Annotated in this window: 19 protein-coding genes; 6 read left to right on the top strand and 13 right to left on the bottom strand. The window is 31.3% G+C overall.

Annotated elements, in window-relative coordinates; all coding sequences use genetic code 11:
* Window positions 1–34: 34 nt before the first annotated feature.
* Window positions 35–1270: an ABC transporter permease gene (locus C8N26_RS08850; protein ID WP_120186980.1), complete on the top strand. Its 1236-nt coding sequence runs from the start codon at window positions 35–37 to the stop codon at window positions 1268–1270.
* Between the two features lie 22 nt (window positions 1271–1292).
* Window positions 1293–2651 carry a pyridoxal-phosphate dependent enzyme gene (locus C8N26_RS08845; RefSeq protein ID WP_120186979.1) on the top strand — a complete coding sequence of 453 codons (1359 nt, stop codon included), beginning with the start codon at window positions 1293–1295 and terminating at the stop codon, window positions 2649–2651.
* 233 nt (window positions 2652–2884) lie between these two features.
* On the opposite strand, the gene lipA is transcribed toward C8N26_RS08845, so the two are convergent.
* The 6 genes from lipA to C8N26_RS08820 are packed head-to-tail and all read right to left on the bottom strand — an operon-like array spanning window position 2885 to window position 7089.
* Window positions 2885–3754: a lipoyl synthase gene (gene lipA, locus C8N26_RS08840; RefSeq protein WP_120186978.1), complete on the bottom strand. Its 870-nt coding sequence runs from the start codon at window positions 3752–3754 to the stop codon at window positions 2885–2887.
* Window positions 3755–3793: 39 nt separating this feature from the next.
* Window positions 3794–5014, bottom strand: a complete 1221-nt coding sequence (locus C8N26_RS08835) for an Nramp family divalent metal transporter (RefSeq protein WP_120186977.1) — start codon at window positions 5012–5014, stop codon at window positions 3794–3796.
* Between the two features lie 23 nt (window positions 5015–5037).
* A complete protein-coding gene (locus tag C8N26_RS13670) occupies window positions 5038–5169 on the bottom strand; it encodes a hypothetical protein (protein ID WP_262607216.1) in 132 nt (43 codons plus the stop codon).
* Window positions 5170–5197: 28 nt separating this feature from the next.
* The gene (locus tag C8N26_RS08830; RefSeq protein ID WP_028892534.1) at window positions 5198–5761 is read right to left on the bottom strand and encodes an RNA polymerase sigma factor; all 564 of its coding nucleotides are present in this window, start codon (window positions 5759–5761) and stop codon (window positions 5198–5200) included.
* Complete coding sequence (locus tag C8N26_RS08825) at window positions 5752–6855, bottom strand: glycosyltransferase (RefSeq protein WP_120186976.1); 1104 nt, start codon at window positions 6853–6855, stop codon at window positions 5752–5754. The genes C8N26_RS08830 and C8N26_RS08825 overlap by 10 nt, the downstream gene beginning before the upstream one ends.
* A 30-nt stretch (window positions 6856–6885) precedes the next feature.
* Window positions 6886–7089 (bottom strand): hypothetical protein, encoded by a 204-nt coding sequence (locus C8N26_RS08820; protein ID WP_028892532.1) that lies wholly within the window; start codon window positions 7087–7089, stop codon window positions 6886–6888.
* A gap of 134 nt (window positions 7090–7223) precedes the next feature.
* Between C8N26_RS08820 and aqpZ the strand changes: the two genes are divergently transcribed.
* A complete protein-coding gene (gene aqpZ / locus C8N26_RS08815) occupies window positions 7224–7910 on the top strand; it encodes an aquaporin Z (RefSeq protein WP_120187200.1) in 687 nt (228 codons plus the stop codon).
* 49 nt (window positions 7911–7959) lie between these two features.
* On the opposite strand, the gene murB is transcribed toward aqpZ, so the two are convergent.
* Together murB and C8N26_RS08805 are read right to left on the bottom strand one after the other, a co-directional pair.
* Window positions 7960–8970: a UDP-N-acetylmuramate dehydrogenase gene (gene murB, locus C8N26_RS08810; RefSeq protein WP_120186975.1), complete on the bottom strand. Its 1011-nt coding sequence runs from the start codon at window positions 8968–8970 to the stop codon at window positions 7960–7962.
* Window positions 8971–10161 carry a pyridoxal phosphate-dependent aminotransferase gene (locus C8N26_RS08805; protein ID WP_028892529.1) on the bottom strand — a complete coding sequence of 397 codons (1191 nt, stop codon included), beginning with the start codon at window positions 10159–10161 and terminating at the stop codon, window positions 8971–8973.
* A 158-nt stretch (window positions 10162–10319) separates the two neighbouring features.
* Between C8N26_RS08805 and C8N26_RS08800 the strand changes: the two genes are divergently transcribed.
* On the top strand, window positions 10320–11654 hold the full coding sequence (locus C8N26_RS08800) for an aspartyl protease family protein (RefSeq protein WP_120186974.1): 1335 nt from the start codon (window positions 10320–10322) through the stop codon (window positions 11652–11654).
* A gap of 57 nt (window positions 11655–11711) precedes the next feature.
* Here the strand turns inward: C8N26_RS08800 and C8N26_RS08795 are convergent, their stop codons facing one another.
* Window positions 11712–12116, bottom strand: a complete 405-nt coding sequence (locus tag C8N26_RS08795; RefSeq protein WP_120186973.1) for a DUF1573 domain-containing protein — start codon at window positions 12114–12116, stop codon at window positions 11712–11714.
* A gap of 186 nt (window positions 12117–12302) precedes the next feature.
* On the opposite strand from C8N26_RS08795, the gene C8N26_RS08790 reads away from it, so the two are divergent.
* Window positions 12303–14942 carry a valine--tRNA ligase gene (locus tag C8N26_RS08790; protein ID WP_120186972.1) on the top strand — a complete coding sequence of 880 codons (2640 nt, stop codon included), beginning with the start codon at window positions 12303–12305 and terminating at the stop codon, window positions 14940–14942.
* A gap of 74 nt (window positions 14943–15016) precedes the next feature.
* Here the strand turns inward: C8N26_RS08790 and C8N26_RS08785 are convergent, their stop codons facing one another.
* Genes C8N26_RS08785 through C8N26_RS08770 form a run of 4 tightly spaced genes read right to left on the bottom strand, consistent with a single transcriptional unit; the run spans window position 15017 to window position 17926 of the window.
* Window positions 15017–15745 (bottom strand): head GIN domain-containing protein, encoded by a 729-nt coding sequence (locus C8N26_RS08785; RefSeq protein ID WP_170141642.1) that lies wholly within the window; start codon window positions 15743–15745, stop codon window positions 15017–15019.
* 22 nt (window positions 15746–15767) lie between these two features.
* Window positions 15768–16844, bottom strand: a complete 1077-nt coding sequence (locus tag C8N26_RS08780; RefSeq protein WP_120186970.1) for a hypothetical protein — start codon at window positions 16842–16844, stop codon at window positions 15768–15770.
* Complete coding sequence (locus tag C8N26_RS08775) at window positions 16831–17361, bottom strand: hypothetical protein (protein ID WP_028892522.1); 531 nt, start codon at window positions 17359–17361, stop codon at window positions 16831–16833. The genes C8N26_RS08780 and C8N26_RS08775 overlap by 14 nt, the downstream gene beginning before the upstream one ends.
* The gene (locus C8N26_RS08770) at window positions 17351–17926 is read right to left on the bottom strand and encodes an RNA polymerase sigma factor (RefSeq protein WP_120186969.1); all 576 of its coding nucleotides are present in this window, start codon (window positions 17924–17926) and stop codon (window positions 17351–17353) included. Before C8N26_RS08770 ends, C8N26_RS08775 begins: the two co-directional genes overlap by 11 nt.
* Before the next feature lie 201 nt (window positions 17927–18127).
* On the opposite strand from C8N26_RS08770, the gene C8N26_RS08765 reads away from it, so the two are divergent.
* A complete protein-coding gene (locus tag C8N26_RS08765) occupies window positions 18128–18985 on the top strand; it encodes a hydroxymethylglutaryl-CoA lyase (protein ID WP_120186968.1) in 858 nt (285 codons plus the stop codon).

Here is an 18985-nt window from a genome sequence, read left to right as displayed (position 1 = left end):
TTAGTTACTTTTGGTTTTGTAAAAAAGAAAACATTTGAACTTCGAACTATTCATAGCAAAACGAATCATTGCTGGAAAACAGTATAAAAGCAGTATTTCATCACCTATCATAACCATTGCTACCATTGCCATTGCTCTTGGGGTAGCTATTATGTTGATAGCGGTATCAATTACCTCAGGATTTCAGAAGAAAGTACGTGATAAAATGACAGGTTTTAAAGGGCATATTCAAATTGTAAATTATGATAATAATAATTCAGATGTTTCCACAGTTCCTATTGATATTAACCAAGAGTTTTATCCTGAATTTAAAAATATTGACGGCATAAAAAAAGTGCAACCGTTTGCCAATGTGGGAGGGATAATTAGAACTCCAACCGATTTTGAAGGAATTATTCTAAAAGGAGTTTCAGCTGATTATGATTTTACATTTTTTAACGAATGTTTGGTAGAAGGTCGTTTACCAAATTTTACACAAGATAGAAATAGAGAAATTCTAATTTCAGAATCCATAGCAAACCGATTACATTTTAAAGTTAACGATACAATTCAAACATGGTTTGGTGCAGAAAATAGTAGTTTGAAATTTAAAATGAGAAAACCTGTAGTTGTAGGAATTTACAATACAGGGTTTGAGCAGTTTGATAAAATCATGGTGTTGGGTGATTTAAGAGAAGTACAACAGATTAATCGTTGGGAAGAAAATCAAGTAGGGGGTTTTGAAGTACTGATAGATGATAACGATGAGTTAAAACAAAAAGGTGATGAAGTGTATACAAGCATTGGTGCAACCCTAAATAGTATTACAATTGTAAGTAATTATCCTGCTATTTTTGAGTGGTTAAAACTACTAGATAATAACGTGTGGTTTATTATCGGAATCATGGTCTTAGTTGCAGGAATAAATATGGTAACAGCTTTGTTAGTGCTTATTTTAGAGCGTGTACAAATGGTCGGTATTTTAAAAGCATTAGGAAGTGTAAATTGGAGTATCCGAAAAATATTTTTATACAATGCTTCTTACTTAATTTTAAAAGGATTGTTCTGGGGAAATCTTATTGGACTTAGCATTCTTTTAATTCAGAAATATACGAAGCTAATAAGTCTAGATCCTGAAACTTATTATGTATCAACAATGCCTGTAGATATTAATTTATTAGCTATTTTGTTGTTAAATATTGGTACGTTAGCATTATGTTTTTTAATGCTGATTGTTCCTTCATACATCATCACAAAAATCCGCCCTTCAAAATCCATTCGATTTGCTTAGTTTTGCATAACATTAATAAGATATGAAGTACGCAAAAAATATATTAGAAACTATTGGTAACACACCTTTAGTTCAGTTAAACTCAGTAACAAAAGAAGTAGATGCTTTAGTATTAGCTAAGGTAGAAACGTTTAATCCAGGAAACTCTGTAAAAGACCGTATGGCATTGAAGATGATTGAAGATGCCGAGGCAGATGGTCGTTTAAAGCCAGGAGGTACTATTATTGAAGGTACTTCAGGAAATACAGGGATGGGATTAGCATTAGCAGCTATTGTAAAAGGGTACAAATGTATTTTTGTAATCTCAGATAAGCAATCTAAAGAGAAAATGGATATTCTACGTGCAGTAGGAGCAGAGGTAGTTGTTTGTCCGACGAATGTAGAACCAGATGATCCTCGTTCATACTATTCTGTTTCTAAACGTTTAGGTGAAGAAACACCAAACTCTTGGTATGTAAATCAATATGACAATCCGTCAAATGCACAAGCACATTACGAGCAAACTGGACCAGAAATTTGGGAACAAACAGATGGTAAAATCACACATTTTGTAGTTGGAGTAGGAACAGGAGGAACTGTTTCAGGTACAGCTAAGTTTTTAAAAGAAAAGAATCCGAATATTAAAATTTGGGGAGTAGATACGTACGGATCTGTATTCAAAAAATACCACGAAACAGGTATTTTTGATGAGAATGAAATCTACCCATATATCACTGAAGGTATTGGTGAAGATATTTTACCTAAGAATGTTGATTTTTCTTTAATTGATGGATTTACAAAGGTAACCGATAAAGATGCTGCTATTTACACCCGTAGAATAGCTAAGGAAGAAGGTATTTTTGTAGGTAATTCTGCTGGGTCAGCAATTAAAGGATTGTTACAATTAAAAGATGAGTTTAAACCAGATGATGTGGTAGTAGTGTTATTCCACGATCATGGAAGTCGTTATGTAGGAAAAATGTTTAATGACGATTGGATGCGTGATAGAGGCTTTTTAGAAGAAGAAATTACTACTGCGGGAGATTTAATTAAAGATCATATAGATAAACCATTAGTAACTGTTCAAACAGAAGAATTAGTGTCTCATGCTATTGAAAGAATGCGTGCATTTAAAATATCACAAATTCCTGTAAGAGACGCAAATGGATTTGTAGGTTCTGTAGATGAATCAGCATTATTACATAGCTATTTAGAAGATAAAAACATAGCAGAAAAACCTATTAAAGATGTAATGGGTAAAGCATATCCTACAGTTAAAAAATCAGCTTCCATTGATGAAGTATCTAAATTAATTAATAAAGAGAACCAAGCTGTATTAGTTGATTTAGAAAATGGGAAGTATCATATCGTTACTAAATACGACATTATCAGAGCAATATAAGTTGTAAAACATTATAAAATCAAAAAGCCCACTCAATAGAGTGGGCTTTTTTGTTAATCAACTAATTCAAATAATTTACACAATGAAAACAATGTTACTTGTTTACATAAATACTGTTTCCAATATCTGTGCCAAAATTAAAAAGAAAAAACGCACGTTAGTGCGTTTTTTAAATATTTGACATTTTTTTAACGTTGAAACGTTAAAAAGTTAAGGATTTTTTAAAGTGAAAATTAGCTAGCATGTTTGTGTGCTTTGTATGAAGAACGTACTAAAGCCCCACTTTCTACATACATAAAGCCCATTTCTAATCCTAAAGTTTCGTATTTCTTAAACTGTTCTGGTGTTATGAATTCCTTAACAGGCAAGTGTTTTTTGCTAGGTTGTAAATATTGTCCGATAGTGATAACATCTAATCCAACACCACGTAAATCTTTCATAGTTTGAATTACTTCTTCTTCCGTTTCTCCTAAACCAAGCATGATTCCAGATTTAGTACGCATACCATTATCTTTTAAGTATTTTAAAACTCCCAAACTACGATCGTATTTTGCTTGAATACGAACTTCACGTGTTAAACGACGTACCGTTTCCATATTGTGAGAAACTACTTCAGGAGCAACTTCAATAATACGGTCTATTAATTTTTCATCTCCTTGAAAATCAGGGATCAAAGTTTCTAAAGTAGTGTTCGGGTTCGCTCTACGAATTGCTTGTACAGTTTCAGCCCAAATAATAGAACCTCCATCTTTCAAGTCATCACGGTCAACAGAAGTAATAACTGCGTGTTTAATATTCATTAATTTGATAGAGCGCGCAACTTTTTCTGGTTCGTCCCATTCAACAGTTTCTGGTCTACCTGTTTTTACACCACAAAACCCGCAAGAACGTGTACATATATTTCCTAAAATCATAAAGGTAGCAGTACCTTCTCCCCAGCATTCACCCATGTTAGGGCAGCTTCCGCTAGTACAAATTGTATTCAGTTTATACTTATCAACTAGTCCTCTTAGTTCGGTATATTTTTTACCAACAGGTAATTTTACACGTAACCATTTTGGTTTTTTTGTTCTTTCTGGTGCTACTGTAGATTCGTTTGCCATTCCATAAAAAATTGAACTGCAAATTTACAAAGAAAAGATTTATAAACTAAGTAAAAACCAAATACTAAAACCAATCAGAAAAACGATGCCAACTAAGCTTAAAACACGCAAGCCTATTTCTGGTCTGTGTTTTTTAGGTGTATGTTTTCCTGTTATTAAAATATAGTTTAAAATAGCGTAAAAAGGTGCTGTTAAAAACGATAAAATAGTAGCAATTCTTACAAGAAAAACCATATCACTTAAAAAGTAACGAAGAATTATATACGTACCAATTGTTAAAAGTATAATCCAAAACCAGTAGTTTAATTTTATCTTTTTAGAAAAGAGTAAAGAAGACGATTTTTCCATTGCTCTTGGTGAAGCATCTAAGGTGGTAATCGTTGTGCTAAACATAGTTGTAAATGCTGCAGCACCTATAAATATTCCGGAGAATTCACCAAGGTTTTCAGTATATAAATTTATAAGTTGTGAGGCAAAAGTAGCTCCTTTGCTAGAAAAAGACTCTCCTGATTGATACATAACTAAAGCCCCTAACATTACAAAACATACTCCTAAAAATAAGGCTCCAATGTATCCTACATTAAAATCAAAAATAGCTTGTTTAGGTTTAATCTTTTCAAAAGTAACTTTATCTTTTTCAACCGACCATAATGAATGCCAGATAGAAATGTCTAACGGAGCAGGCATCCACCCTAAAAAAGCAATTAAAAAAGTAACTTGTGCTGTTCCACTAGGAATTATTTGTTGAAAGCTGAATCCTTTTTCAGTTTTAAATAAGGCAATAGCAACAGCAATAATAGTACTTACAGTTAAAATAGCTATAATGTACTTCATTAAGTTGTCTAAAAGAGTATACTTACCAAGACCTAAAAAAAGAATGCTAACTAGCATAATAGCTAAAGACCATGCAACTAAATCGTGTGAAAAACCAAAGAGGTTTGCAGCCAAACTAGCAGTAACAATTGTTACAGCAGCTTGAATGGTAAACATGGTAGCAAAATTTAAAATATAGTAACTTATTAAAACGCCTTTGCCTAATTTTTTGTAGCCATCTAACAGCGTTTCTCCTGTTGCAGCCGCATAGCGTGGTCCGAATTGAAAGAAAGGATATTTAAAAATATGTACTAATAGAAGCGCCCAAAGTAAACCAAAACCAAAATCGGCACCAGCTCTGGTAGACTGTACTAAGTGTGAAACACCAATAGCAGCACCAGCAAATAAAATTCCAGGACCTAATAAATTTAAGAGGGATTTTTTCATGAAAGAAGAGAAAGTTTAAAAGATTAGATAATCGCTGTTTTTAGTTTTTTTAAAATAGCGTTTACGTGTTCTTTTCTTCCTCTTTTTAACCGAAGCTCTTTATATAATTCTTTTTTGTATACGTTTTTTACGTTTGCATGAAACTGTAAAATCATAAGTTTTTGATTTTTATGTTCTTGCAATTTATGATTTCTTTATTATTTCAGCTAATAATTTTTTTGCACGCAATAATTTAACTTTAACATTGTTGATTGGTTCGTTAATTTGCTCAGAAATTTCCTTATAACTCAATTCCTGAAAGTAACGAAGATTAATAACTTCTTGATATTTTGGTTTTAGTTTTTTGATATCTTTTAGAAGCTTAGCTAAGTTTTGTTCTGTAATAATTTTATCTTCTGGCGAAGGTGCATCATCAACAACAGCATATACTTCTTTTTCTTGTTCTTCGGTAGTTTGAGTATAAATGGAAGACTTTTTCTTTCGAAGAAAATCGATATATACATTTTTAGAAATGGTAATCAACCAAGTTTTAAATTGATAATCTTCATCAAAAGTTTCAATTCTATCAAAAGCTTTAGAAAAAGTTTGAATAGTAATATCTTCAGCATCATTATCATTCTGAGTTTGTTTTAATTGAAAAGCATATACATTTCCCCAAAAAGTGTCTAACAAATAATTAAAAGCTATTTGATTCCCTTTTTTTGCTTGCTGAATATTGTGAAGAACTTTCTCTTGATTTATTTCCAATGTTTTGGTTTCGAAATTTGGTTTGATATAAATATACTAATTTGTAATAATACTAAACAAATATCTAAGAAAGGTAGTAATATAATTACATTTTTTTCTTGAAATTTTGAAGCAGCTTTTCCTAAAACTGTATATAGTAAAGTAAAGTAGCCTATAATGAAAGGCAAGGCAATTGCCCAGTTAATTACTGCTATATAAATAGCCAAAATGTAGAATACTAGTTTTGAAACTTTGAATAAGCGTAGTAAAAATTGATGCTTCTTTTTGTATAATGAAATTAAAATAGTTTCTTTTTTTTGTAGAGAAAACCATTCTTTGAAAGTTGTTTTTTTTCTAGAGGAAACAAAGCTATTAATGTCAGTAGAGTAGGTAGTGTTAATTTTGGTAGCAGCATCTTTTATGAATAAATCGGCTTCGCCAATAAAAAGATTTACATGATTAATATATCCGTTAACTTTAAAAAACTCACTTTTTGTATAGGCTAGATTATGATTTGTAGCTCTATACGGACTTCCAAATTTAGTATAAGTAAAAATCTGAATACTGTTTAATAAATGGTGAAATCGTATAAATACATTATTTAACGAATTCTTTTTACGTTTTAACTTTTGATAACCAATAATTATTGATTTTTCTTGTGAAAAGTTACAAGCCATTTCACTAATCCAGTCTTCATTTAAAATCTTGCTGCCTATTTCGGTAAATAATAAGTGTTCGTGTGTAGCAGCTTTAACACCAAGAGTAAGTGCATATTTTTTATTTCCCCAAAAGGCCTCCGTGTTTTTTACATCTACAATTTTTAAGTTAGTGTATTGTTTTTGTAGTTCTTCTAAGATATCTATAGTATTATCTATTGAAGCGTTATTAACAAGAACAATTTCAAAACTATGGTATTTCTGTTTAACCAAATGTTGAATATATTCAGTTAAAACATCAGCATTATTTTTTATATATACAATTACTGAAATAGGGATATTCACGTCTTCATTTTTTTCTTTTTTCTTCTCAAAGACAAAAGAACAGAAGAACAAATAATACACTACTTGTATAGCCGTAGCTACAACAAAAGTGTAGAACAGTATAGTAAATACCATAAAAATAAAAAGGTTAGTTGAGTAAGACCGTTAGTTGTGTTGAGGTTCGCTACAAGTATCGAATTGATCTGGGGTTTTACCACAAAATCCGCAAGCTTCACCACTTTCGTTTAACATTGGGTTTTGACTAGCACAAGTACCAGCAAACTCTCCGTCTTTTTTTGCCCAAATTTTAATGGCAATTCCAGCAAATGCTAAAGCTAATAATCCTATGGTAACAAAAATTAATTTCATGATGTATTGTTTTGTATTGCAAAGATACGAACTTCCCATTTTTTATGGAGTTAAAATGTAGTAGATTTATAACAATGTGACTTTTATTTAAATAAGGGTCATATTTAAGAATCAATTAATTTAAAAACATGGATATGAAAAAATATTTTGCTGAATTCTTCGGAACATTTTGGTTAGTTTTTGGAGGTTGTGGTAGTGCAATTTTTGCAGCTGGTTTTCCTGAGTTAGGAATTGGTTTTGCAGGAGTAGCCTTAGCATTTGGTTTAACAGTATTAACAATGGCGTATGCTGTAGGGCATATTTCTGGGGGTCATTTTAACCCTGCAGTTACTATTGGGCTTTGGGTTGGTGGAAATCATACAGCTAAAGAAGTAGTACCATATATTATATCACAATTAGTAGGTGCTGTATTAGCAGCTACTTTTTTATATTTAATAGTAACAGATAACGACGGATTTGAAACACTTGGAGGCTTTGCAGCTAATGGTTATGGAGAGTTATCTCCTGGTGGTTATAATTTAACAGCCGCTTTTATAGCAGAGTTTTTGTTAACTATGTTTTTCTTACTAATTATTTTAGGAAGTATTCATAAAAACGCTCCTAAAGGTTTTGCACCAATTGCAATTGGTTTAGGGCTAACTTTAATTCATTTAATTAGCATTCCTATAACCAATACTTCTGTTAATCCAGCACGTTCTATGAGTCAAGCATTATTTGCTGGCGGAGGTTATTTGTCGCAGGTATGGTTGTTTTGGGTAGCGCCTATTGCAGGAGCAATTGTAGGAGGTTTAATTTATAAAGCTTTGTTAGAAAAAGAATAGAAAAAAGAGGTGTATAAATATAAAGGAGCGTAACTACTACGCTCCTTTTTTATTGAATAATATTGACTTCTATTTCAAGGTTAATATCAAATGTATCTTTAATAGTATGTTGAATTTTTTGTGCCAATTCATAAATTTCTTTCCCTGAGGCATCCCCATAATTTACTAAAACTAAGGCTTGTTTTTCATGAACTCCGTAGTTACCGAAACGCTTTCCTTTAAAGCCACTTTGTTCAATTAGCCAACCTGCAGGAACTTTAATCTCTGTATCTGAAATTACATAACTTGGAATATTAGAGAAGTCACTTTGTAATTTTTCAAAATGCTCTTTTGAAATCACAGGATTTTTAAAGAAACTACCACTATTACCAATTTCTTTTGGATCGGGTAGTTTTGACTGACGAATAGCAATAACAGCATCAGAAATATCTTTAATGGTTGGATTTGTTATTCCTTTTGAAGATAATTCAGATTCTATTGCTCCGTAAGAAGTATTAAGCTTATGATTGTTTTTAGTTAATTTAAAACTAACAGAAGTTAATATATACTTTCCTTTAGCTTTATTTTTAAAAATGGAATTTCGATATCCAAACTGGCATTCTTCAGCAGAAAAAGAAACGAGTTTTCCTGTTTTTATTTCAATAGCTTCTACTTTAGTTATAGTATCTTTTACTTCAACTCCGTAAGCTCCAATATTTTGAATTGGGCAAGTGCCTACATTTCCAGGAATAAGCGATAAGTTTTCTAAGCCGCCATAATTTAGTGAAACACACCATAATACAAACTCGTGCCAATTCTCACCAGCATTTACAGTTATGTAGACATCGTTATGGTTTTGTTGATCTATTGAAATTCCTTTAAAATTAATATGTACAACTAAGGTTTCAATATCTTTGGTAAGTAACATGTTACTACCGCCAGAAATTAAAAAAATGTCTTTTTCCTCTTTTATAAGTTGTTGTAATTGGTATACTGAAGTAATAGAAACAAAACGTTTGGCATTTACATCAATACCAAACGTGTTGTATTCTTTTAAAGATATGTTTTCTTGAATATTCAATTAACTATTATATTTTTCTAAGGCGATTTTTAATATTTCAACAGAACGTTTTAAATCAGTTTTATTCAAAACGTAAGCAATACGCACTTGGTTTTTTCCTTCACCTTCGGTAGAGTAGAATCCACTTGCAGGAGCGACCATTACTGTTTCGTTATTATCATTGAATTTTTCTAAAATCCATTGCGCAAAATCATCAGTATCCTTAACTGGCAATTCAACAACACAGTAAAAAGCACCTTTAGGATTAGCAACTTTTACACCGTCTATTTTTTGTAATTCAGTAATTAACGTATTTCTACGATCTTCATACTCTTCAATAACTTCATCAAAATAACTTTGAGGTGTATCTAAAGCAGCTTCACTGGCAATTAAAGCATACGTTGGTGGGCTTAAACGCGCTTGTGCAAACTTAAGAGCTGTATTTATAAACTCTTCGTTTTTAGAAACTATACAACCAATTCTTGCACCACACATACTATAACGTTTCGATACAGAATCAATCATAATAGCATTTTGTTCTAATCCTTCAAAAGCCATAACTGAGTTATGTTTTTCACCATCGTAAGTAAACTCACGATACACTTCATCAGCAATTAAAAATAAATCGTGTTTTAACACAATTTGTTTTAGCTTTTCAATTTCCTCTTTACTGTATAAGTATCCAGTTGGATTTCCAGGGTTACAAATTAAGATAGCCTTTGTTTTAGGAGTAATTAACTTCTCAAAATCTTCAATTGCAGGTAAGGCAAAATTATTTTCAATTTTAGAAATAACAGGAACTACTTTCACACCTGAAGCAGTAGAAAAACCATTATAGTTCGCATAAAAAGGCTCAGGGATAATGATCTCATCTCCCGGGTCTGTAATACTACCAATTGTAAATAGTAAAGCTTCTGAACCTCCTGTAGTAGCAATAATGTTGTTTGCTGTTACATGAATGTCGTTTTTAGCATAGTAATTTGCTAATTTAGTTCTGTATTCTTCAGAACCTTCAGATCTAGCATATGATAATACTTCGATAGTATTATTTTTTACAGCATCTAAAGCAACTTGTGGAGTTTTTATGTCTGGTTGACCAATGTTTAAATGATAAACTTTTGTTCCGTTCTTTTTAGCAGCCTCAGCAAAAGGAACCAATTTACGTATTGGTGATTGAGGCATTGCATTTCCTTTACTAGAAATTGATGGCATTTTTATATTAATTAGTTGTTTGAGTGGCAAATTTGCGAAATATATTTGATAAACTAAGGTAGTTTTTAAGGAAAAAGGGGGTTAAAAAAATCATAAAAAGTAAAAAAAAACGAGTAGAAGATTGTATCTTTAAGTACAGAACCATAAAACAAGTTTTTTTGACTAGACTACTACTATACACGTTAACACTATTTTTTAGTGTGTCTGTTTTTGCACAGCAAAATTTTAATTTTTTTGGAAACAATACAGATAAACAATCGGTTAATTTTCAATTAATAAACAATCTTATTGTTATTCCTTTAGAAATTAACGGACATCAATTGTCGTTTATTTTGGATACAGGGGTGAGTAAAACAATTTTATTCAATCTCACGTCAAAAGACAGTGTTGGTTTAAATGATATAGAACGTGTATTGATTCGAGGGTTAGGTACAGGTGAGCCTGTTGAAGCATTGAAGTCTAAAAATAATAGTTTTAGAATAAAGAATATTAAGAGCACAAATGAAGAATTATACGTTATATTAAAGGATGCTTTTGATATTTCTGCTAAAATGGGAACAACTATTCATGGTATTATAGGGTACGATTTGTTAAAAGATGTCATTGTAAAAATTAATTACAACAATAAAAGGATTGACTTTTATAATCCAAGAACTTATAAAAAATCTATCTGTAGGAACTGTGAAAGCTTTCCTTTACAGTTTTATAGGAACAAACCTTATATAGATACTCACATACAACTAGATTCTGATGTGAGTACTATAATACCTGTAAAATTATTAATAGATACTGGGGGAAGTGATGCGATTTGGTTGTTTGAAGGAACGAAAGAACAAATACAAACACCTAAAAAGTTTTTTAAAGATATTATAGGTGAAGGTTTTAGCGGAACGATTTATGGAAATAGAAGTAGGATACAAAACATAACAATAGGAAAATTTGAAATTAAAGAGCCGACAGCTTCTTTTTTGGACTCTTCTTCAACATTTAACGCAAGACAATTTAAAGAGCGAAATGGAAGTATTGGTGGAGCCATTTTAAAACGTTTTAAAGTTTGGATCGATTATCCTAATAAAAGGATTGTGCTAAAAAAGAATAGTTCTTTAAGCGCAGGATTTTACTACAATATGAGTGGTATACATGTTGTGCATGCAGGACAAGAGTTAGTTCGAGAAAAATCAATGACCAAAGTAGTTGATAGTTATAATAACGATGCGCAACAAAAAAATGTTATTTCATTTATTGATAGTTATTTTTATCGTTTTAAGCCTAAATATAAAATAGATAAAATTGTAGAAAATTCTCCTGCTTTTAAAGCAGGGCTTAAAGTAGATGATGTTATAAAAAAGATTAACGGTAAAGCGGCACACGAATATCAACTTAGTGGAATTACTGAAATATTTCATACTAAACCAGGTAAAAAAATAAGAATAGAAGTTGAAAGAGCAGGAGTGAGATTAAAATTTGAATTTAAATTAGAACAACGGATATAAATAAAAAGCTCAACTAAATTTAGTTGAGCTTTTTTATATCTTATTAAAGTGTAGTTTTTAACTATCACTTACAGTGCTTTTTTCTTTGGTTGGGGTTGCGTCTTTTACGATAAAACCTTTAATCTTAACCATTTTTCTACTCTTCTTAGCATTAGAAATAATAGTAATGGCTTTAGAGAAACCACCAGGTTTTTTTGTGTCATAAGAAACCTCAATTTCTCCTTTTTCACCTGGCATAATTGGTTTTTCAGGTTTAGATGGAACTGTACATCCACAAGTAGATATAATATCTTTTATAATTAAAGGAGCATCTCCTACGTTAGTGAATTCAAATACACGTTTTCCTTCAGATCCAAGAGCTATTTTTCCGTAATCGATTGTTTCAGTTTCAAATTTAAATTCTTGGGCGCTTACTGTTAACGTAATAAAGAAAACAGCGACAAATGATAAAATTGTTTTCATAATGTTAAAATTAATTTTAAGGTGTAAACCAATACAAATTTAGTATTATTTATTTAAGATCTTAAAAAAACAACTTCTAATTTTCTGTACCTCATAGATAGTTGTATTTTTGCTAATCAATTTTCAAAAACAATGCCAAAAGCTAATTTTAATTAGTAATAAGCAAAACAAGATATTTTAATACATATGAATATTCCATCAAAATACAATTCTAAAGAAGTAGAAGGTAAGTGGTACGATTACTGGATGAAACATAATTATTTTCATTCTGAAGTAGATGAAAGAGAACCATACACGATAGTAATACCTCCACCAAACGTCACAGGAGTATTACATATGGGACATATGTTGAACAATACTATTCAAGATGTATTAATCCGTAGAGCTCGTTTACAAGGAAAAAATGCGTGTTGGGTTCCAGGTACTGATCATGCTTCGATTGCCACTGAAGCAAAAGTTGTAGCGAAGTTGAAAGAACAAGGAATCGATAAAAATGATTTAACTCGTGAAGAATTCTTGGAACATGCTTGGGAATGGAAACATGAGTATGGAGGAATTATTCTCGATCAATTAAAAAAGTTAGGAGCTTCTTGTGATTGGGAGCGTACTGCGTTTACGATGGATCCTGCGTTGTCAGAATCAGTAATTAAAGTATTTGTAGACTTATATAATAAAGGCTTAATTTACCGTGGATATCGTATGGTAAATTGGGATCCAGAAGCAAAGACAACTCTTTCTGATGAAGAAGTAATTTATGAAGAGCGTCAAGGAAATTTATACTATTTACAGTACGATATTGTAGGTTCTGATGAAAAAGTGACCATTGCAACTACGCGTCCTGAAACTATTTTAGGAGATACTGCTATTTGTATCAATCCTAATGATGAGCGTTTTACACATTTAAAAGGAAAGAAAGCAATTGTACCTTTATGCAATCGTGAAATTCCAATTATAGAAGATGAATATGTTGATGTTGAGTTTGGTACAGGTTGTTTAAAAGTAACACCTGCTCATGATGAAAATGATAAGGTTTTAGGTGATAAGCACAATTTAGAAGTAATTGATATTTTTAATGAAGATGCTAGTTTAAATTCATTCGGATTACACTACGAAGGAAAAGATCGTTTTGTTGTTCGTAAAGAAATTACTAAAGAATTAGAGGAAAAGGGATTCTTAGTAAAAACAGAAGTTCATACTAACAAAGTTGGAACTTCAGAAAGAACTAAGGCGGTAATAGAGCCAAGATTATCAGATCAATGGTTCTTAAAAATGGAAGAATTGGTAAAGCCAGCTATAGAAGCTGTTTTAGGTGAAGATAGAGAGGTGAAGCTATTCCCAAGAAAGTTTGAAAATACATATCGTCATTGGATGGAAAATATCCGTGATTGGAATATTTCTCGTCAGTTATGGTGGGGACAACAAATACCTGCTTTCTATTTTGGAGATGGTAAAGAAGATTTTGTAGTTGCAGAGAATATTGAAGATGCAGTAAAATTAGTTCAAGAAAAAACAGGGAATACATCATTAACTGCTTCAGATTTAAAACAAGATCCAGATGCGTTAGATACGTGGTTCTCTTCTTGGTTATGGCCAATGAGTGTTTTTGACGGAATTCGTAACCCTGAAAATGAAGAAATCAAGTATTATTATCCAACCAACGATTTAGTTACTGGGCCGGATATTTTATTCTTCTGGGTAGCTCGTATGATTATTGCTGGATATGAGTATAAGGGAGAGCGTCCGTTTGAAAATGTGTACTTAACAGGTTTAGTACGTGACAAGCAACGCAGAAAAATGTCAAAATCCTTAGGAAACTCACCAGATGCTTTAAAATTAATAGAGGATTTTGGTGCTGATGGAGTTCGTGTAGGATTATTATTGAGTTCTGCAGCTGGAAACGATTTATTATTTGATGAAGATTTATGTCAGCAAGGAAAAGGATTTGCAAATAAAATTTGGAATACCTTCCGTTTAATTAAAGGATGGGAGATTGATGAAAACTTAGCGCAACCAGAAACAGCTAAAATAGGATTAGCTTGGTACGAAGCGAAATTTAATAAAGTGTTATTAGAAATAGAAGATCACTTTAGTAAATATCGTTTATCTGATGCGTTAATGGCTATTTACAAGTTAATCACTGATGATTTTTCGTCTTGGTTATTAGAAATAGTAAAACCAGGATATCAACAACCAATTGATACAACAACATACAACGCTGTAATAGAAATATTAGAGAATAACTTAAAAGTATTGCATCCATTTATGCCTTTCTTAACAGAAGAAATTTGGCAACATATTACTGAAAGAACACCAGAGGATGCGTTAATTATTGCTAAATACCCAATAATTGGTAAAATAAATGAAGAGTTGATTACCAACTTTGAGTTTATGACTGATGTGGTTTCCGGAATTAGAACGATTAGGAAAAATAAAAATATTTCGTTTAAAGATGCTATCGAGTTATCAGTAGTAAATAATGAAAACTACACTAAAGATTTTGATGCGGTAATTCAAAAGTTAACAAATGCTGCTCAAATTACTTATGCATCAGAAAAAGTAGAAGGAGCTGCTTCATTCCGTGTAAAATCAAATGAATACTTTGTTCCAATTTCATTAGATACGATTGATGTTGAAGCAGAAATTACAAAACTAAATGCTGAGTTAAAACGTGCAGAAGGTTTCTTAACAGGAATTCAAAAGAAATTGTCTAACGAACGATTTGTGAGTAATGCACCAGAGCAGGTAATTACTTTAGAACGTAAAAAAGAATCGGATACGTTGGCAAAAATCGAAACGATTAAGGCTAGTTTAGCTTCGTTACAATAAGTTAGTCGTTTTTAATAAATAAAAAGTCCGCTGTTCGTGAACAGCGGACTTTTTTGTAGTAGTTAATCTTGAATTTAGTTTTTGTCAACAACATCTCCAGAACCTAAAGAGTTACTATCAATTTGAGATGGATTTCCTTTGTAGTAAACGCTTCCAGATCCAACTACAGTTGCTTTGATTTTATTTTTAACTGAAATTTGTACATCACCAGATCCAGCAATACTAGCTTTTAAAGAATTGGCATCTAATTCGTAGGCTTTTACATCTCCAGAACCTCCAATAGAACATTTTAAATAGTCAGTTTTCCCTTTTAGTTTAATATTTCCTGAGCCTCCAATTGAAGTCTTAACAGTATTAGCATCTACATTAGCTACAATATTTCCAGAACCTCCTAAAGCAAAAGATACTTCATCTGCTTTAATACGTTTTTTAGCAATTATGTTACCCGATCCTCCTAGCGAAACAGATTCTAGATTTTCAAAAGGAACAGTAATTGTTAATTTTTTAGTCATACTAATGTTAGTGTTGTCTTTAAAGCCAAGGTGTAATTTTCCGTTTTTAACTTCAGTTTCAACATATTTTAAAACATTTTCTTCTCCTTCAATTGTTAATTTTCCTTCGTTACCCTCAACTAAGTACACATCGAAAGATCCTCCTAAGCTTACTTTATCAAAAGAACCGACATTACGTGTTTCAGTAGTAACATTTCCGTTTCCTCTTACTTTTTTAGAATTCCACCAACTTTGTGCCTGCGTTTGTAAGCTGAAAGTAAGTGTAAGTAATATAATTGCTAATTTTTTCATAATAATATAATTTATAAGTTGGTTAATCATTTAATTTTAAGGAAACACCACCGTAGTTAGATTTAATGGTAATGTTTGAGTTTGAATTTTCTTTACCAAAAGTACCTTCGTAATACTTTTTAGTTGTTTTTTTGATACTCTTGTATAGTTTAACATCATTTTCAGGATAACCAAAACTAGCATAAGATAAATCGATTGTAAAGTTGAAATTATTACTGCTACTAGTTCCTAATTTAATACTAGCATGGTTTCCATCAATAACGATTTTATCAAAGCCTTTAACGATGTTTTGAACTCTAATTCCACCATAATCACTATTAATTTTTAAGCCTTTTTTAAGTGTACCTATTTTAACACTAGCGTAATCAGAATTCCCTATTACGTTTGTTGCTTCATCAGCAGAAATACTTCCGTAGTCACTATTAAATGTAATGTCATTGGCTTCTCCAATTTTTATGGTTGAATAGTCAGCACTTACTTTTAAGTTGTTAGATTTTCTAATAGTTAATTTAGAATAATCAACATTAAGATTTCCTGATTTCATATAGCTGATTTCAGAAGAACCACAATAATCTAAGCTAATATTGTTGTTATTATTTAGTAATTGATCAATTTGAATTTTACCGTAATCACAGTTAATATTCGATTTTCCTTCAAGTTTATCTAATAAGTATATATTTCCATACTTATTGTGTAAGTCAGCATTGTTGGTAATAGGCATCCTTACCGAATAATTAATTTTATAATTCGTATTGTTGCTACCTCCCCACCAAGACCAAGAAGATTTACTTTTTTCTATGATAGTTCTTGCCTCAACTAAACTAGGAGTGGATTCAAATTGAATATCAATATCTTTTAATTTACGTTCAACACTTGAAAGATCATCACCTTTTACAGTTATTTTAACATTGATTTCTATACGGTTTTCATTCCATGTAGTTACGTTTACATTTCCGTATTTGTTGTTAATGTATAAGGTAGCGTTTTTGTTAACGTTAAACGTTTTGCTAATATTCTTGCTTTTTTCGTGTTTTCTATCGTTAGCGATAAGAATGGTAGGAATAAATAAGAATAAGAAAAGTAGTTTATATAATTTCATCGTCTAATAATTCTAATTTTGCTGGGTTTTGTAATTGCTCTAATTGTAAAAGAAGCCTTTCTAACACATCTAACCGTTGCTGATAATTTTGTATCATTTCTCGTATGATTTGACGTTTGTTTTCTTTTTTAGAAAGCTCTTTTTCAAGAGAGTTATATTGGTCTTCTAGTTCTTCAATTTCATTTAATGAATCTTCAATAATTGTTTCGGTTTCTAAACTTCTAAACTGTTCAACTTCTTTTAATTCTTGGTTTAGAGTTGTAACAAAAAAGTTTTGAGCTTCAGCCATTTTGGGTGAAACATCGGCTAGAGTATATGTTTTTTGTTGCTGGTAGTTACCAAGATAAAAACCTAACATTAATACAATTGATGCAGCTATACTCATCCAGAAAATTGAAGGTTTTTTATTTCTCTTCGGATTTTCTAGTTTACGCTGAAAACGTTCTAAATGTCCTTGATGAGGTTCAAAAACATCGAAATCATTTTCTTTAAAAAATTGATGTAGTTTATCCTCCATATCCTTGTGTTTTATTAGTATCGTTTACCAATACTTGTTTTAATTTCTTTTTAGCTCTTGATATTGTTGTGCGCACATTTTCGTTAGTATAATCCAATATCTGAGCTATTTCTTCATAATCATAGCCTTCAATTAAGTTCAAAGTCAATACAATTCTGTAATTATCTTTTAAACTTTGCAAACAGCTTAGTACTCTTTGTACTTCAAGAGAGCTATAATCTATCTCAACTTCTTCTATTTCATAATTCGGAATCACATCCATTTTAACTTCATCATATCGGGTTACCTTTTTTAGTTGCGTTAAACTTTTATTAATAACTATTCGTTTTAACCAAGCACCAAAAGTAACTTCGCCTTTAAAAGAGTTTAATTTTGTGAAAGCAGTTAAAAAAGCTTCTTGAATTAAATCTTCTGCTTCGAATTCATCTTTTAAAATACGATAGGATGTATTATACATAGCTTTATAGTAGCTTTTGTACACCTGCATTTGTGCAGTGCTATCGTTTTTCTTACAGCGTTCGATTAGTTGGTTGATATGTGTTTTTTGCGACTCCAATGAAATCATTCTATACTAGAGACAATTCAACTTTTAAATTGTTACAGTTTGTTTCAATAAAAGTAACTTTTTTTGATAAAAGAGACTGTTTTTTTATGGGGTTTGATTATAAGTTGCTGGAATTTAAATATTTGTGAGATTCTTTTTTGTAAGGGTTTGAAGCAACCTTAAATTAGATGAAGTGAGCCAAAATTATGTATATTTGACACAATGGTTAACAGTGTTAAAATTATTGAATGCCCAAGAGATGCAATGCAAGGAATTAAAAGTCATTTTATTCCTACAGAAGCTAAGGCAAAATACATCAACTCACTGTTAAAGGTGGGGTTTGATACTATAGATTTTGGAAGTTTTGTGTCACCAAAGGCAATACCTCAAATGAGAGATACCGCAGAGGTTTTGTCAAAATTAGATTTATCGTCTACTACAAGTAAACTTTTAGCAATTATAGCTAACGTACGTGGGGCAAATGATGCATCACAGTTTGAAGAAATTGATTATTTAGGATATCCTTTCTCAATTTCTGAAAATTTTCAAATGCGTAATACACACAAAACAATAGAACAATCTATTGATACGTTAAAAGAAGTTTTAACGATAGCTAATAGAACAAATAAAGAGGTGGTAGCTTATTTATCAATGGGGTTTGGAAATCCTTATGGTGATCCTTGGAATGTGGAGATTGTGGGTGAATGGACAGAGAAACTTTCTAACTTAGGTGTTAAGATATTATCTTTGTCAGACACTATTGGAAGTTCAACACCTGAAGATATAAATTATTTATTTTCAAACTTAATACCTAGCTATCCTCAAATTGAATTCGGAGCGCATCTTCATACAACACCAACCAAATGGCACGAAAAAGTAGATAGTGCTTTCAAAGCAGGCTGTAGACGTTTTGATGGGGCTATAAAAGGATATGGAGGTTGCCCAATGGCAAAAGATGAGTTGACAGGTAATATGCCTACAGAGAAATTACTGTCATATTTTACAGCAAATAAAGTTGAAACTAATATAAAACCAATGAGTTTTGAAAGTGCCTATAATAAAGCACTTGAAGTTTTTTAA

This window comes from Tenacibaculum lutimaris, from assembly GCF_003610735.1.
Taxonomy (GTDB): Bacteria; Bacteroidota; Bacteroidia; order Flavobacteriales; family Flavobacteriaceae; genus Polaribacter; species Polaribacter lutimaris.
The sequence above is the reverse complement of the archived record's forward strand: the minus strand, read 5'-3'. Positions and strand labels throughout refer to the sequence as shown.